The organism is Novosphingobium huizhouense (assembly GCF_020179475.1).
GTDB lineage: Bacteria > Pseudomonadota > Alphaproteobacteria > Sphingomonadales > Sphingomonadaceae > Novosphingobium > Novosphingobium huizhouense.
The window spans coordinates 190,003-205,019 of sequence record NZ_JAILXZ010000004.1 but is presented as its reverse complement, the minus strand read 5'-3'; the positions used below and the strand labels follow the sequence as shown (position 1 = coordinate 205,019).

General features: G+C 67.9%; 14 protein-coding genes. 2 read left to right on the top strand and 12 right to left on the bottom strand.

Features of this window, described 5'->3' with window-relative positions:
* Positions 1-3: 3 nt before the first annotated feature.
* Genes uraH through K3A85_RS18205 form a run of 12 tightly spaced genes read right to left on the bottom strand, consistent with a single transcriptional unit; the run spans position 4 to position 11,036 of the window.
* The gene (gene uraH / locus K3A85_RS16115; protein ID WP_225207554.1) at positions 4-333 is read right to left on the bottom strand and encodes a hydroxyisourate hydrolase; all 330 of its coding nucleotides are present in this window, start codon (positions 331-333) and stop codon (positions 4-6) included.
* The gene (locus K3A85_RS16110) at positions 330-1,529 is read right to left on the bottom strand and encodes a urate hydroxylase PuuD (RefSeq protein WP_225207553.1); all 1,200 of its coding nucleotides are present in this window, start codon (positions 1,527-1,529) and stop codon (positions 330-332) included. The genes uraH and K3A85_RS16110 overlap by 4 nt, the downstream gene beginning before the upstream one ends.
* Positions 1,526-1,966, bottom strand: coding sequence for a 2-oxo-4-hydroxy-4-carboxy-5-ureidoimidazoline decarboxylase (uraD, locus tag K3A85_RS16105; RefSeq protein WP_225207552.1), 441 nt, complete (start codon positions 1,964-1,966; stop codon positions 1,526-1,528). Before uraD ends, K3A85_RS16110 begins: the two co-directional genes overlap by 4 nt.
* The gene (hpxZ, locus tag K3A85_RS16100; RefSeq protein WP_225207551.1) at positions 1,963-2,343 is read right to left on the bottom strand and encodes an oxalurate catabolism protein HpxZ; all 381 of its coding nucleotides are present in this window, start codon (positions 2,341-2,343) and stop codon (positions 1,963-1,965) included. Before hpxZ ends, uraD begins: the two co-directional genes overlap by 4 nt.
* Complete coding sequence (gene puuE / locus K3A85_RS16095; RefSeq protein WP_225207550.1) at positions 2,340-3,242, bottom strand: allantoinase PuuE; 903 nt, start codon at positions 3,240-3,242, stop codon at positions 2,340-2,342. The genes hpxZ and puuE overlap by 4 nt, the downstream gene beginning before the upstream one ends.
* The gene (locus K3A85_RS16090) at positions 3,239-4,480 is read right to left on the bottom strand and encodes a pyridoxal-phosphate-dependent aminotransferase family protein (RefSeq protein WP_225207549.1); all 1,242 of its coding nucleotides are present in this window, start codon (positions 4,478-4,480) and stop codon (positions 3,239-3,241) included. The genes puuE and K3A85_RS16090 overlap by 4 nt, the downstream gene beginning before the upstream one ends.
* Complete coding sequence (locus tag K3A85_RS16085; RefSeq protein WP_225207548.1) at positions 4,467-5,717, bottom strand: allantoate amidohydrolase; 1,251 nt, start codon at positions 5,715-5,717, stop codon at positions 4,467-4,469. Before K3A85_RS16085 ends, K3A85_RS16090 begins: the two co-directional genes overlap by 14 nt.
* A complete protein-coding gene (locus K3A85_RS16080) occupies positions 5,711-7,261 on the bottom strand; it encodes a gamma-glutamyltransferase family protein (protein WP_225207574.1) in 1,551 nt (516 codons plus the stop codon). Before K3A85_RS16080 ends, K3A85_RS16085 begins: the two co-directional genes overlap by 7 nt.
* Before the next feature lie 37 nt (positions 7,262-7,298).
* Positions 7,299-8,234 carry a 5'-methylthioadenosine/S-adenosylhomocysteine nucleosidase gene (locus K3A85_RS16075; protein ID WP_225207547.1) on the bottom strand — a complete coding sequence of 312 codons (936 nt, stop codon included), beginning with the start codon at positions 8,232-8,234 and terminating at the stop codon, positions 7,299-7,301.
* A complete protein-coding gene (locus K3A85_RS16070) occupies positions 8,231-9,568 on the bottom strand; it encodes an NCS2 family permease (RefSeq protein ID WP_225207546.1) in 1,338 nt (445 codons plus the stop codon). The genes K3A85_RS16075 and K3A85_RS16070 overlap by 4 nt, the downstream gene beginning before the upstream one ends.
* Positions 9,565-10,917 (bottom strand): AtzE family amidohydrolase, encoded by a 1,353-nt coding sequence (locus K3A85_RS16065; RefSeq protein WP_225207545.1) that lies wholly within the window; start codon positions 10,915-10,917, stop codon positions 9,565-9,567. Before K3A85_RS16065 ends, K3A85_RS16070 begins: the two co-directional genes overlap by 4 nt.
* Positions 10,914-11,036, bottom strand: coding sequence for an AtzG-like protein (locus K3A85_RS18205; protein ID WP_225207573.1), 123 nt, complete (start codon positions 11,034-11,036; stop codon positions 10,914-10,916). Before K3A85_RS18205 ends, K3A85_RS16065 begins: the two co-directional genes overlap by 4 nt.
* A 278-nt stretch (positions 11,037-11,314) precedes the next feature.
* Here K3A85_RS18205 and clpB point away from each other — a divergent pair, with 278 nt between their 5' ends.
* On the top strand, positions 11,315-13,894 hold the full coding sequence (gene clpB / locus K3A85_RS16055) for an ATP-dependent chaperone ClpB (RefSeq protein ID WP_225207544.1): 2,580 nt from the start codon (positions 11,315-11,317) through the stop codon (positions 13,892-13,894).
* A gap of 193 nt (positions 13,895-14,087) precedes the next feature.
* Complete coding sequence (locus tag K3A85_RS16050) at positions 14,088-15,014, top strand: hypothetical protein (protein ID WP_225207543.1); 927 nt, start codon at positions 14,088-14,090, stop codon at positions 15,012-15,014.
* Positions 15,015-15,017: the final 3 nt, after the last annotated feature.

The window sequence follows — 15,017 nt, the reverse complement described above, 5'->3', positions numbered from 1 at the left end:
GCCTCAGCTGCCCCGATAGGTCGAATAGGCGAAGGGCGAGACGAGCAGCGCCACGTGATAATGCCCAGCCTCGGCCATCCCGAAGGCGATCCGCACGTCGTCGAGGAACGGCGGATCGGGCAGCGTGACACCTGCGCCCGCAAAGTAGACGGCAACCTCGAAGGTCAGGGCATAACGCCCCGGCGGCAGTTCGGGCATGCCGGGGCAGCGCCCGTCGGCATTGGTCTCCCCGGTGAACAGGGTTACGCCGAAGGCATCCTCCAGCCGCAGCCTGACGCCGGCGGCGGGTCGACCGTGCATCGTGTCGAGGACATGGGTCGAAAGCGTGCTCATTGCGGGGCTCCCGCCGCGATCCAGCGGCCGATCGTGTCGCGTTCCGCGCGGGTCATGCCGGTCGTGTTGCCGAGCGGCATGATCTCGCTGTCGACTGCAACCTTCTTCACCCGGGGCGCATAGATGCGCACATGCTCGTAGCTGTCGAGCTCGACCCCCAGCGGCGGCGCGGTGAACGCGGCATTGGCCGGGTGCTCCGCGTGGCAGGCGATGCAGTGCCTGGCGAACAGCGGCTGGACGCTGGCGTAATTCGCAGGCGCCGCATCCGCCTCGGCGGCCTTGGCCTCGGCCGGCAGCGTCAGCTTTTCGGCCGAAACGTAGGTCACCATGACCAGCACCATGGCGCCTGCCACCAGCGTGGCCCGGCCGGTCGGCGCGCCGCGGTGGCGCAAGTTGAACACGTGGCGCACGGCGACGCCGGTCAGCCCGACCAGCGCCAGCACCAGCCAGGGCCGCGCCGCGCCATAGGTCATCGGGTAGTGGTGGCTGATCATGATGAACAGCACCGGCAGCGTCATGTAGTTGTTGTGGAGCGAGCGCTGCTTGGCGGCCTTGCCCAGCGCAGGATCGGGCTCGCGCCCCGCCATCAGCGCGGCAACGACCTTGCGCTGGTTGGGGATGATCACGAAGAACACGTTGCCGACCATCGCCGTGCCCATGATCGCGCCGACATGCAGGTAGGCCCCGCGCGCATTGAACACCCAGTTCAGGAACCAGGCGGCAAACAGCAGGAACGCGAACCAGACGAGCCCGAGGACGCGGTTGTCCCTGCCCAGCGGCGAACGGCAGGCGGTGTCGTAGAAGCCCCATCCCGCCAGCAGCGATCCGAGCCCCAGCATGATCGCGTCCGAAGTCGTCATCCGCGCCTTGGCGGGATCGATCAGCAGGCTCTCCGCGCCCACGTAGTAGACCAGCACCAGCATCAGGAAGCCGGTGATCCAGGTGGTGTAGGCCTCCCATTTGAACCAGTGCAGGTCCTCGGGCATGTGCGCCGGGGCCACCTGGTACTTCTGCTTGTGGTAGAAGCCGCCGCCGTGGACCGACCAGACCTCTCCCGAGGCATCACCCTGCTTCGGCGGCACGAGATGGTTGTCGAGCCAGACGAAGTAGAACGACGAGCCGATCCAGGCGATGCCCGCGGTCAGGTGGAACCAGCGGATCGCAAGATTCAGCCATTCGAGCAGGTCGAAGGTCATGCCTGGTCCTCCAGCCGAAGGCGGACGATCTCGCCGATCTGCGCCAGCGCGGTGGCGATCTCGGTTTCGCGGTCGTTGCGCAGGCGCCGCTCCATTGCGGCGAGAATGCCGGCCTTGTCGGTCAGGCGGACGCAGATGATGAAGGGGAAGTCGAAGCGCTCGCGATAGGCGGCGTTGAGCGCGTGGAACCGGGCGAACTCCGCCTCGCTCAGCCGGTCGAGCCCGGCGCTCGCCTGCTCGGCGGCCGAAGCTGCAGTAAGCGTGCGATCGATCGCCGCTTTCCCGGCGAGCTCCGGGTGCGCGCGGATCAGCGCGAGCTGCTCGTCGGGCGAGGCGGCGTGGACCACCGCCATCAGATCGGCGTGGCGGTTGCCGGTCGATGGCAGTGCATCGGCGCTCGCTTCGACCCAGGGGCTGTGCTCGAACAGCGCGGTCACGAGGTCGTCCCTTCGAGGCTCACGTGCGCGGAAACGACCTTCCAGCCGTCGTCGAACTTGACCCAGGCCTGCGACTGCCGGCCGCGCCGCTCCGCGCCTTGGCGGAAGAATTCGGCGTCGGTGGTGGCGAAGCGGTCGCCATAGACGGTGATGGCCACGTGGCCGAGCCGCCGCTGCGGCGATCCGCCGCGCCCCTTGCGGAACGCGCGGATCGCCTCGATCCCCCACAGCACTTCGCCCACGCCGAAACGGTTGGTCGTCGGCGCATCGTGGAAGAGCGCGTCCATCGCCGGGATGTCATCGGCCATAAGCGCAGCTTCATAGGCGTAGAACGCCGCGGTCACTTCGGCCAGCAAGGCGGGCTCGTCGATCGTCATGCCGCGCCTGCCGCATAAGGGTGAAGGTCGGTCCAGTGCCGCGCGATGTCGATCCGGCGGGCGATCCAGGCATCGCCGCTGGCGATCACATGGTCGAGGAACCGGGCGACAGCGCGGGCACGCGCCGGACGCCCTGCGATGCGGCCGTGAAGCCCGATCGACATCATCCGCCCGCCTTCCTCGCGCAGCTGCTCGAAGGTGTCGCGCAAGTAGCGGAAGAACTGCTCGCCTTCGGTAAAGCCGTTAAGCGCGACCATCTTCATGTCGTTGGCGTCGAGCGAATAGGGCACGATCAGCTGCGGCTTGCCGTGGCGCACATCCCAGTAGGGCACGTCGTCGGCGTAGCTGTCGGCATCGTAGAGAAAGCCGCCTTCCTCCACGACTAGGCGCGCAGTGTTGGGCGAGGTCCGCCCCTGATACCAGCCGAGCGGGCGGCTGCCGGTCACATGCGTGTGCACTTCGATCGCGCGGGCGATATGCTCGCGCTCGATGTCCTCGGGCACATACTGGTAGTCGATCCAGCGATAGCCGTGGCTGGCGATCTCCCAGTCGGCGGCAAGCATCGCTTCCACGGCCGCCGGGTTCATTTCCATCGCCGCCGCCACGCCGAACACCGTCACCGGCACGCGCCGCTCGCTGAACAGGCGGTGGAGGCGCCAGAAGCCGGCGCGGCTGCCGTATTCGTAGAGGCTCTCCATCGCCATCGCGCGCGCCGGGTGCGAGGCGGCGCCGACCATGTCGGACAGGAACGCTTCCGACCCCTTGTCCCCGTTGAGCACGGAATTCTCCGCGCCTTCCTCGTAATTGATCACGACCTGCACGGCCACCCGCGCGCCGCCGGGCCAGGCGGCCTGCGGCGGGGTGGCGCCATAGCCGACGAGATCGCGCTGGGGCTTCACGCCACCTCCCACGCCGCCAGCGCTGCGGGTACCGCCTCGCCGAGCGGAAGGCTGAACCCTTGCGCCTTCAGGCAGGTTTCGAGCGCGCCGAGCGTCAGCAGCACCTTGTGCTTCATCGCGTTGTAGCCCATCGCGCCCAGCCGCCAGATCTTGCCCTGCAGCGCTCCGAAGGCGGTGCCGATCTCGATCTCGAAGTTCTCGCGCATCATCGTGCGCACAGCTTCGCCATCGATACCTGCGGGAATGTACACGCCGGTGACGTTGGTCATGCGGTGCGCATCGTCGCCATAGACGACGAGGCCCAGCGCCCGCGCGCCGGCGGTCATCGCCGCCCCCGCCTTGCGGTGGCGGGCAAAGCGCGCCTCGAGCCCCTCGCCCAGCGCGACGCGGGCGCATTCGCGCGCGGCGTAGAGCATCGAGGTCGCCTCGGTGTGGTGGTTGAGGCGCTTTTCCGACCAGTAGTCCATGATCATCGCCAGATCGAAGTAGTTGGACGGAATCCGGGGGCCTGCGCCATCCACGATGTCGGCGCGGCGAATGCCCTGCTCGACGTGCCGCCGCGCGAAGATGCGCTCCGCGGCGCGGTCGGAAATGGTGATCGGGGCGGAGCCCGACGGCCCGCCGAGGCACTTCTGCAGGCCGCCGGTCACGATATCGACGCCCCAGCGGTCCGCCGCGATCTCCATGCCGCCCAGCGTCGCGCAGGCATCGACATAGAGATACGCGCCCGCCGCCCGGCACAGCGCGCCCAGCCCTTCCAGCGGCTGCGCCATCGTGGTGGAGGTGTCGCCGTGGACGCTCGCCACGACCTTCGGCCCGAAGCTCTCGATCGCTTCGGCAATCGCGTCGAGCGGCACGACTTCGCCCCACGGCGCGCTCACCGTCTCGATCTTCGCGCCGATGCGGGCGAGGATTTCGGTCAGGAGCAGGCCGAAGCGGCCGAAGTTGACCACCAGCACCGTCTCGCCCGGCTCGACCAGGCTGACGAGCGAAGCCTCGATCGCGGCGCGGGCGGTGCCGTCGATCAGCATGGTCCACTGGTTCTGCGTGCCGAAAACCGGGCGGTAGAGCGCCATGACCTGGTTCATGAACCCGGTCATCTCGGGATCGAACTGGCCGAGCAGATCGGCCGCCATCGCCCGCAGCACGCGAGGATGCGCGTTGACCGGTCCCGGCCCCATCAGCAGGCGCTGCGGCGGGTCGATGTCGCCGAACAGGGTCGGATCAAGCGGCGGCATGATGGACAGCTCCCAGACGGTCGATGAAGCCGAGCATGACCCGCAGCGCCACTTCGGCGTCGACCGGATCGACATGTTCGGCAGGATTGTGGCTCACCCCGCCCCGGCAGCGCACGAACAGCATCGCGGTGGGGCAGAGCGCGGCCATGATCATCGCGTCGTGGCCCGCGCCCGAGACGAGGCGGAAGGGCTTGTGGCCGGCAGAACGGGTCGCGACGTCGAGCAGGTCCATCAGCGCGGGCGCGCAGGGGCTGGCAGGCAGGTCATGGACCTTGCGCACCGCGAGGCCGAGGTCGCGCGAATCGGCTATCTGCCGGAAAAGACGCAGGATTTCGTCGGCCGCACGGTCGCGCCGGGCGTCCGAGCCGGCGCGGACATCGAGCGTGAAGGCGCATTTTCCGGCGATGACATTGGCGGCACCTAAAGGTACCTGAACGACACCTACCGTCGCCACAACGTCCCCCAGGCTGTCCCGGGCGACGGTTTCGGCGACCAGAACCATCTCCGCCATGCCGGCCACTGCATCGCGCCGCAGACCCATCGCGGTGGTCCCGGCATGCCCCGCGCTGCCGACCAGTTCGACCTCGTAGCGCATCTGCGCGGCGATGCCGGTGACGGTGCCCACCGCGAGCCCCTGCGCTTCGAGCACCGGCCCTTGCTCGATATGCGCCTCGAGATAGGCGAGCACCGAACCGGGCGCGCGGGCGGCGGCGGGATAGGCCGCGAGATCGACGAGATCGCCGAGCGCCACGCCATCGCGATCGCGGACATCGAGCGCGGCGGGATCGAGCGTGCCGGCAACGGCGCGGCTGGTGAGCATGGCGGCGGGAAAGCGCGAGCCTTCCTCGTCGCCGAACGCGATCACCTCGATCGGAAAGCGGTAGCGCTTGCCCGCTGCATGCAGCGCGGCGACCGCTTCGATCGCGAGCAACACGCCGAGCGGGCCGTCGTAGGCACCGGCGCCATGCACGCTGTCGATGTGACTGCCGACCAGCAGGGCCGGCGCGGCGGGATCGGCGCCTTCGTAGCGGCCGACGAGGTTCGTTGCCGGATCGCGCGAGACGGTCATGCCCGCCTGCTCCATCCAGCGCGCGATGCGCTCCTGCGTGGCGGTGAAGGCGGGAGAGAGCCAGGTGCGGGTAAGACCGTGGGCGCTGTCGCTGTACGGCGGGCGGGCGAGCGCATCGCAGCGCGCGACGGCTCGGGCGCCGCCTGCCTGGACGACATGCGCTACCATGCCGCCACCTTCCCGTCGCTGCGCGGATCGGTCGCGCCTTCGAGCCGGCCGTCGGCATGGCGGACGATCGCGCCAGCATGCCCCATCGTCGCGGTCAGCGCTCCGACCCGTTCAACCTGGTGCCCGGCGGCCGCGAGTGCGGTGTAAAGCCCTTCGTCGAAACCGTCCTCGAGCTTCAGCGTGGTCGACTGGTCGCCCCAGGTCCGGCCCAGCAACCAGCGCGGGGCGGAGATCGCCGCCTGCAGGTCGCTGCCGAAGCGGGCATAGCGGCTGAACAGCGCGGCCTGTGTCTGCGGCTGGCCTTCGCCGCCCATCGTGCCATAGGCCATGACCCGGCCATCGTCGAACCGCGCGAGCGCTGGGTTGAGCGTATGGAACGGCTTGCGGCCGGGCTTGAGCGCGTTCCAGCCTTCCTCGGCAAGGCGGAAGCTGCTGCCCCGGTTCTGCCAGGTGATCCCCGTCCCCGGCAGGACCAGCCCCGAGCCGAATTCGAAGTAGGTCGACTGGATCGCGCTGACGACGCGCCCTTGCGTATCGGCGGCGCCGAACCAGCAGGTATCGCCCCATTGCGCCGGCTGCGGCCAGGGCAATGCCTGCGCCGGATCGATCTTCGCTGCCAGGGCATCGAGCGCGGGCGCGTCCGACAGCAAGGCCTGCCAGTCGAACGGACTCCACGCCGGATCGCCGAGGTGCGCGTCGCGCAGCAGGAACGCCTGTTTTGTCGCCTCGACTAGTCCGTGGACGTGATCGAAGCCATTTGCCGCGCCCGCGGCAAGCCGGTCAAACAGGGCGAGGATCAGCAGCGAGGCCGCCCCTTGCGTCGGCGGTGCGCTGTTCCACAGTTGCGCATCGCGCAAACGGGTGGTCAGCGGCTCGGGCCGCGTAGCCGCGTGGGCCGTGAGGTCGTCGGCGGAGACCGGGCTTCCCAGCGCGGCGAGATCGGCGGCGATGTCCTTGGCGAGCGCGCCGGTATAGAAGCTGGCAAGACCTTCCTCGCACAGGCGGCGCAAGGTCTGCGCGAGGAGCGGCTGACGCAGCACGTCGCCTTCGCGCAAGGGGCGCCCTTCGGGCTCGAACGTCGCGGCATAGGCGCCCGGCTGCACGCGCAGCTCGGGGCCTTTGCTCGCAGCCAGCGCGGCATGGCCGGCAGTAACCGAAACCCCCGCTTCGGCATGGGCAATGGCATCGCGCAGCAGGCGCGCGAGCGGGAGCTTGCCGTGGTCGCTGGCGAGCGCCGCTTCCCACGCCGAGATCGTGCCGGCGACGGTGTTGGCGGCAAGCGGCCCGCGGAAGGGCACCGCGTCTAGCCCATCGTACAGCTCGAGCGTAGCCATCGCAGCCGCACTGCCACAGCCGTGAATGCCGTGAACCTTTCCGTCCGGCTCGGCAATGACCCAGAAGCCATCCCCGCCGATGCCGGTCATGTGCGGATAGACTACCGCCAGGCAGGCCTGCACGGCCACCGTCGCCTCGATCGCGCATCCACCGTCTTGAAGGACCGAAAGCCCCGCCTCTGCCGCAAGGTAATGCGGCGCGGTGACCATGCCCTTCGCTCCGGTGACGGTCGCGAGCGTCACCTGGTCAGTCCGCGAGCGCCGCGAGGAAGGCTCGAACGACGTGCGCGGAGTTCACCGAGGCCAGGTGTTCGAAAGTGTCCTCCATGTTCTTGTGCTGATCGCCGCCGGCAAGGTCCGACAGACTGCGGAAGACGATCGCCGGCACCTGGTTTGCATAGGCGACCTGCATCACTGCGGCACTTTCCATGTCGAGCACGCGCGCGGACCAAGCCTTCTGGAGATAGATGCGGAATTCGGCATTGTCGGCGTAGATGCCCGCAGTGACACCGGTGCCGCCGACTTCAACCTTCGGCGTGCGCGGCAAGCAAAGCTCGGAGCCGGGACGCATCTTTTCGGAAGGCGGAACGCAGCGTTCGAGCGTGATCGTCGGCACGACCTTGCGCGCAAGGTCGAGCAGCGCGGCGTCTACCGGCACGCGGTAGATCCGCTTCGGGGGCGTTGCCGCGTTGCCGATGATCGTGCCGCGCGGGAAGATGAAATTCCAGTTCGCAGGGCTTTCCGGGTCGCCCTTGTCGGGCGGCATCCATCCGCCGTCGGTCTTTCGCGCGAACGAGGCTTCAAGGTACTGCCCCCAGTCCTCCGGCACCACAACGTCGCCGATCGAAAGCTTGGGATCGACGCCGCCGGCGATCCCCGAGAAGACGATGCGCTTGACCGCGAACCGGTCGAGTACTGCCTGCGTGTTCATTGCCGCGTTCACCACCGAAACGCCGCTCTGCATCAGGATCACCGGCTTGCCTTCGAGCGTGCCGGTCAGGAACGTGCCGCCGTTGATCGTATGCTCGTGCGCGTCCTTGATCGCCGGTACCAGCGCGTTCCATTCCGGCCGGAACGCCGTCATCACCACGGTGCGCGGGGTTTCGTCGAGCCGCTGGGCCTGCGCGCTGGCAGGCAGCGCGAGCGCTAGAGCGGCGGCGGAAAGAATCAGTCGGAAATTCATGCAGCGGCCATCCAGGCAAAGCGCACGACGAACAGCGCCGCGAGCGTGAAGAGGAACCAGTCGGCGCGCGTGGCCTGCCCCTTGAGCAGCTTGAGCAGCGCGTGCGCGGTGATGCCGAAGGCAAGGCCGTTGGCGATCGAGAAGGTCAGCGGGATCATCGCGACGGTGAGGAAGGCGGGGATCGCCGCCATCGGGTCCTCCCAGTCGACCTCGGTCAGCGGCAGCAGCATCAGCCCGCCGACGACGACGAGGGCCGGCGCAGTCGCGGCGAGTGGCACGAGCTGCGCGTAAGGGGCGACGAACATTGTGGCCAGGAACAGCACGCCGGTAACGACAGCGGTCAGGCCGGTGCGGCCACCCGCCTGCACGCCTGCCGCGCTCTCGACGTAGCTGGTGACCGTGCTGGTCCCCGCCATGGCGCCCACCATCGTGGCGACGGCGTCGGTCATCAGGATGCGGTTGAGGCCAGGGATGCGCCCGGCACCGTCCATCAATCCTGCCCGCTTCGTCACCGCGACCAGCGTGCCGATGTTGTCGAACAGATCGACGAACAGGAACACGAACAGGATTTCGAGCAGGCCTAGGCCGTGGCTGCCGGTCAGGCCGAACACGCCTGGTATGTCCAGCTTGAAAGCGGTGCCGGTCAGCGCAGCGAGACTGTAGGGTTCGGTGGGCGGTGCGACCTGACCGAACACCCAGGCGGCGAGCGTGGTGAGGACAATGCCGATGAGCATAGCCGCACGCACGTTCCATACGCTCAAAGTGCCGATCACGACGAGGCCGAACAGTGCCAATGCCGGTCCCGGCTGAGTCACCGGGCCGAGCCCCACGAACGTTGCCGGGTTGGCGACGACGATGCCCGCGTCTTTCAACCCGATGAAGCCGATGAACAGGCCTATGCCGCCCGCAACGGCGCCGAACAGGTGAGATGGAATGACCGAGACGATCAGTTGGCGGACCCCGGTCAGCGTAAGGATCAGGAATGCGACACCCGAAATGAACACGCAGCCGAGCGCGATCGGCCAGGGCACGCCCATCTGCTGCACGACGGTGAAGCTGAAATAGGCGTTGAGCCCCATGCCCGGAGCGAGCGCGAGCGGTGTGTTGGCCACCAGCCCCATCAGGATCGAAGCGAAGGCCGCGGCAAAGCAGGTCGCCGATGCCACCGAGGCGACCGGTAGCCCGGCCTGCCCAAGGATCGCCGGATTGACCAGTACGATGTAGGCCATGGTCAGGAAGGTCGTGAACCCGGCCAGGACTTCGGTCCTCACGCTGGTGCCACGTTCGCTCAGCCTGAAACGGCGGTCGAGTGCGCTGGAGTGCGCCTCCGTCATTTGAATTCCCCCACGTGCGCCCCGAATGTGCTTCCGGCGATCGGCGCAGTAACCCCGGTCAGTCCCTTCTCTTCCAGCATCGCCGCATAGCGCAATAACTTTGCTTCGCATCCGGGCATGGCGATGACCTGCAGCCCGAGGGGAAGCTCGCCGGGGCGTTTGAGCGGCACGTTCAGCGAAGCGAGGCCAGCAAACGTGATGGGCTGGGTGTGAATCCCGAGCTCTGCCCGGGCGGGGCGCATCACGCCGTCGATTTCGATCAACGGATCGGCAATTTCCGGCGCAACGCAAGGTGTGGCAGGCGCGAGCAGGACATCGAACTGCCCGAAACGTTCCGCCAGCTCTTCGGCGAAGGCGCTGCGCCATAGCCGCGCCCGATCGTAGAGCCCCTCGGGCAACAAGGCGCCGGCGAGCAGGCGATCGCGGACGGCAGGGTCGAAGGCCATGGCGTCGCGCGCCAGCATGGTTCGGTGGAGACGCCCTCCTTCGAATGCGGTCATCAGGAACGCGGCGCTGCGTGCACGAGCGACATCGGGGAATTCGAGAATTGGGGCGGCCGGCGCTGCCGCGTCGATCGCCGCGTGTTGTGCGGGGTGGGCATTCTCGCGAAAGCGACCACCAAGCCGCGCCACGCGGATCGGCTCCTGCGAAGCTTCATCGGCGATGGTTCTGCCGAGCAAGACCTCCCACAGGCAGGCAAGGTCCTCAAGACATGTGGCGAGTGGTCCGACGTCGTCGAAGCTTTCGGCGAACGGGAAGGTCCCGTCGCGCGGCAAGGACCCATGCGCGGGCTTCAGTCCATAAAGCCCGCAGAGGCTCGCTGGCACCCTGATCGATCCGTTGGTGTCCGACCCGAGGCTGAAGGCAAGCGCGCCCGAGGCTACGACGGCGGCAGATCCCCCCGAGCTCCCACCAGCGAGACGCGTGCGATCGTGCGGATTGCTGGTCGTACCGTAGGTCGCGTTGACGGTGGCGAACCCATAGGCAAATTCGTCCATGTTCAGCGTTGCGACCAGCACCGCCCCGGCGCGCTGCAACCGCGCGATAGCCTCCGCATCGCACGTCGCGGGCGCCGCATTGGCGCGCAGCGCCGACCCCGCGGTCGTGGGCAGGCCCGCGACATCGAAAAGATCCTTGACGCCGTATGGTACGCCGGCGAGCGGGCCCGGGTCTTCCCCGGCCGCGACGAGAGCATCGATCCGGGCTGCTTCGTTGCGTGCCCGCTCGGAGAGGACGCGGGTCACGGCGCAATGCGGGTCGGCCGCGGACGCGGCAATCGCGTGCTCCGCGATCTCCGCGGCGAAAACGCGACGGCTCCGCACAGCGTGTGCAATGGCGAGCGCGCTCATGGTAGGCTGCCCTCGAGCAGGACACGCGCATGCTGTGCGAGCAGATCCAGATTGGCCACGACCCCGGGCCGACACGCTGCGGGGATCGGCAAGGAAAGCTCTGCCGCCCGGGCGAGCATTGCTGCCTCGCCCTGGACCGGGCGCAACGGAGCACCGGGGTCGGGGCTATCGGCGGCGGGCGGGAGCAGCGGCATGCCCCGTCTATGCCGCCGGCACCGCTGCCGATCCAATGCAATGATCGCGCCCAAGCGTTGCAAAAATGCGAGCACCAACTCCCGCAGACGGAGGACTGTCGATTTGGAGTAGCCCTTGGGACCTAGGGTCGAATTTTGATCCACGTCCTTGTGTTGCCTAAAGGCCACACTACTTCTGGAGCGAACAGGAGGAAAGCAGGCCCATGAACCTCGAAAAATTTACCGACCGCGCCAAGGGATTCCTGCAAGCGGCGCAGACAGTGGCGATCCGCATGAACCACCAGCGGATCACGCCCGATCACATTCTCAAGGCCTTGCTCGAGGACGGCGAGGGCATGGCGAGCGGGCTGATCGCCCGTGCCGGCGGCAACGCCGCCTTCGCGCAAAGCGAGGTCGACAAGGTGCTGGCGAGGATGCCGGCCGTTTCGGGCTCGGGCGCGCAACAGACGCCGGGGCTCGACAACGATGCCGTACGCGTTCTCGACCAGGCCGAGCAGGTCGCGACCAGGAGCGGCGACAGCTTCGTCACCGTCGAGCGCATGCTCGTGGCGCTGGCGCTGGCCACCACCACGACCGCGGGACAGGCGCTGAAGGCCGCGAACGTCACGCCCCAGGCGCTGGAGGCAGCGATCACCGCGTTGCGCGGCGGGCGCACCGCGGACAGCGCGAGCGCCGAGAACGCCTATGACGCGATGAAGAAGTACGCCCGCGACCTGACCGAGGCAGCGCGCGACGGCAAGCTCGACCCCGTGATCGGCCGCGACGAGGAAATCCGCCGCACCGTGCAGATCCTGGCCCGCCGCACCAAGAACAACCCGGCGCTGATCGGCGAACCCGGCGTGGGCAAGACCGCGATCGCCGAAGGCCTTGCGCTGCGCATCGCCAATGGCGACGTGCCCGATAGCCTCAAGGACCGCCGCCTGATGGCGCTCGACATGGGCGCGCTGATCGCGGGTGCGAAGTATCGCGGCGAGTTCGAGGAACGCCTGAAGGCCGTGCTCGACGAGGTGAAGGGCGCCGAGGGCGAGATCATCCTGTTCATCGACGAGATGCACACCCTGATCGGGGCGGGCAAGGGCGAAGGCGCGATGGACGCCGGCAACCTGCTGAAGCCCGCGCTGGCGCGCGGCGAACTGCACTGCATCGGCGCGACGACGCTGGATGAATACCAGAAGTACGTCGAAAAGGACCCCGCGCTGCAGCGGCGGTTCCAGCCGGTGTTCGTGGGCGAGCCGACCGTGGAGGACACGATCAGCATCCTGCGCGGGATCAAGGACAAGTACGAGCTGCACCACGGCGTGCGCATCGCCGATGGCGCGATCGTGGCGGCAGCGACGCTGTCCAACCGCTATATCTCGGACCGCTTCCTGCCCGACAAGGCGATCGACCTGATGGACGAAGCCGCCAGCCGCATCCGCATGGAAGTGGAGAGCAAGCCCGAGGAGATCGAGAAGCTCGACCGGCGCATCATCCAGATGAAGATCGAGGAGATGGCGCTGGGCAAGGAAACCGACACCGCATCCAAGGACCGCCTGACCGCGCTGCGCGAGGAGCTGGCGAACCTCGAGCAGCAGTCGGCCGAACTGACCACCCGCTGGCAGAACGAGCGCGACAAGATCGCCGCCGAAGGCAAGGTGAAGGAACAGCTCGACGCCGCGCGCGTGGAGTTGGAGGTGGCGCAGAGGAACGGCGACCTGGCGAAGGCCGGGGAGCTTGCCTATGGCCGCATTCCCGAGCTGGAGCGCCAGCTGGCCGAGGCCCAGGGCGTGAGCCAGAACGCGATGCTGCGCGAGGAGGTGACCGCCGAGGACATCGCCGCCGTCGTCAGCAAGTGGACCGGCGTGCCGGTCGACCGGATGATGGAAGGCGAGCGCGAGAAGCTGCTCAAGATGGAAGAAGTGCTGGGCCAGCGCGTGATCGGGCAGAGGGACGCGGTGATCGCCGTGTCCAAGGCCGTCCGCCGTGCGCGTGCAGGCCTTCAGGACCCGAACCGACCGCTGGGCAGCTTCCTGTTCCTGGGGCCCACGGGCGTGGGCAAGACCGAACTGACCAAGGCGCTGGCAGGCTTCCTGTTCGACGACGACAACGCGATGGTGCGCATCGACATGAGCGAGTTCATGGAGAAGCACGCCGTGTCGCGCCTGATCGGCGCGCCTCCGGGCTATGTCGGCTACGACGAAGGCGGCGTGCTGACCGAGGCGGTGCGGCGCCGGCCCTATCAGGTCGTGCTGTTCGACGAGGTGGAAAAGGCGCACCAGGACGTATTCAACGTGCTGTTGCAGGTGCTCGACGACGGCCGCCTGACCGACGGGCAGGGCCGCGTGGTGGACTTTACCAACACGCTGATCATCCTGACCAGCAATCTCGGCAGCCAGTACCTTGCCAACCTGGAGGAAGGGCAGGAGGTCGAGACCGTCGAGCCGCAGGTGATGGACGTGGTGCGCGGGCATTTCCGGCCCGAGTTCCTGAACCGGCTGGACGAGATCATCCTGTTCCATCGCCTCGGCCAGGAGCACATGGCGCCGATCGTGGAAATCCAGGTCGCGCGCGTGGCGAGGCTGCTGAAGGACCGCAAGATCACCATTGACCTGACCGATGCCGCCAAGCGCTGGCTGGGACGCGTCGGCTACGATCCGGTCTATGGCGCGAGGCCACTCAAGCGCGCGGTGCAGCGCTACCTGCAGGACCCGCTTGCCGAAAAGTTGCTCGGAGGCGAGATCCCCGACGGTTCCACGGTGATGGTCGATGAAGGTGACGGCGCGCTGACCTTCAGGATGCGCTGAACGGAGCGGCCGCGGCATTGCCCGCGGCCGCTCCTTTTGCCGCACTGCAACATGCTTGGCGCCGGGGGGTCTTGACGCGCGTGCCGCACCTGCGAAAAGCGGCGCAATGGCAGACGCAGCCTCCTCCGCAGCCGTCGTGATATACGACAACTATCCCGGCGACGAAGGGCACCGGGCGGAATACTACGCGCTCATGGCGCGCCTGATCGGCAGCACGCGCACCAGTTCGCTGTGGCGCGCGCTCTGGGCACGCCAGCCGGTTCTCGACGGGGCCATCGAGGCTTCGGTCGGCTCCTACGTAATGCTGTGCGTGTTGCGCGCGTTGATGGGCCGCCGCACCGCCGGCATCCTGTTTCGTCCGCTCCCGTTGATCGAAGGCGGATTGCTGCGCCTCCGGATCAAGCGCTGGCTCCTCGCCACGATCAACCGCTTGCCCGGTGTCTACACGCTGACGATCCTTCCGTTCGCACTGGAGCCCCGGTTCGCGCGCTTCGCGAATGGCTGGATACTCGACCCACAATACTGGGATCTCCATTATCCCGAGGACGTCGACGGCAATCGGCCCGCCGGCGCGTTCGCGCAATCGATCCGCGAAACCGCCGGCGCGCGTGGCGTCGTCGTCGCAATCGGCCGGCAGGACAGCGCCAAGGGCTTCGACATGTTCGCGCGGCTCTACACGGCACGCGCCGACCTGCGCGAAACCTGGCATTTCGCATTCGGCGGCCGGGTGGTCGAATGCGACGTCGGTGAACACCTGAAGGAATTCATTGCGGCGGGCGGGCAGGCCCACGCAACTTACATCAGCCATGACGAACTGCTCGACCTCTACGCCGCGGCCGATGCCGTCTGGTGCTGCTATGCGCCGGACTACGACCAGGCCTCGGGAGTGTTCGGCCGCGCAATCCAGTTGGGCCTGCCGGTGATCGTGCGGAAGGGCTCGCTGCTGGAGAAGACCTGCCTTGTCGAAGGCCTGCCGCACCTTGCCTACGACGGCAACGTAGAAAGCTTCGATGCGGCGACGCTGCCACCTCGGCTCGACCCGGCGCTCGCCGCCAGCCGCGCCCGCCAGTGGGGCGCGGACAGCATCGCGCGGTTGCGCGGCTATCTGGGTTTGGCATGATCG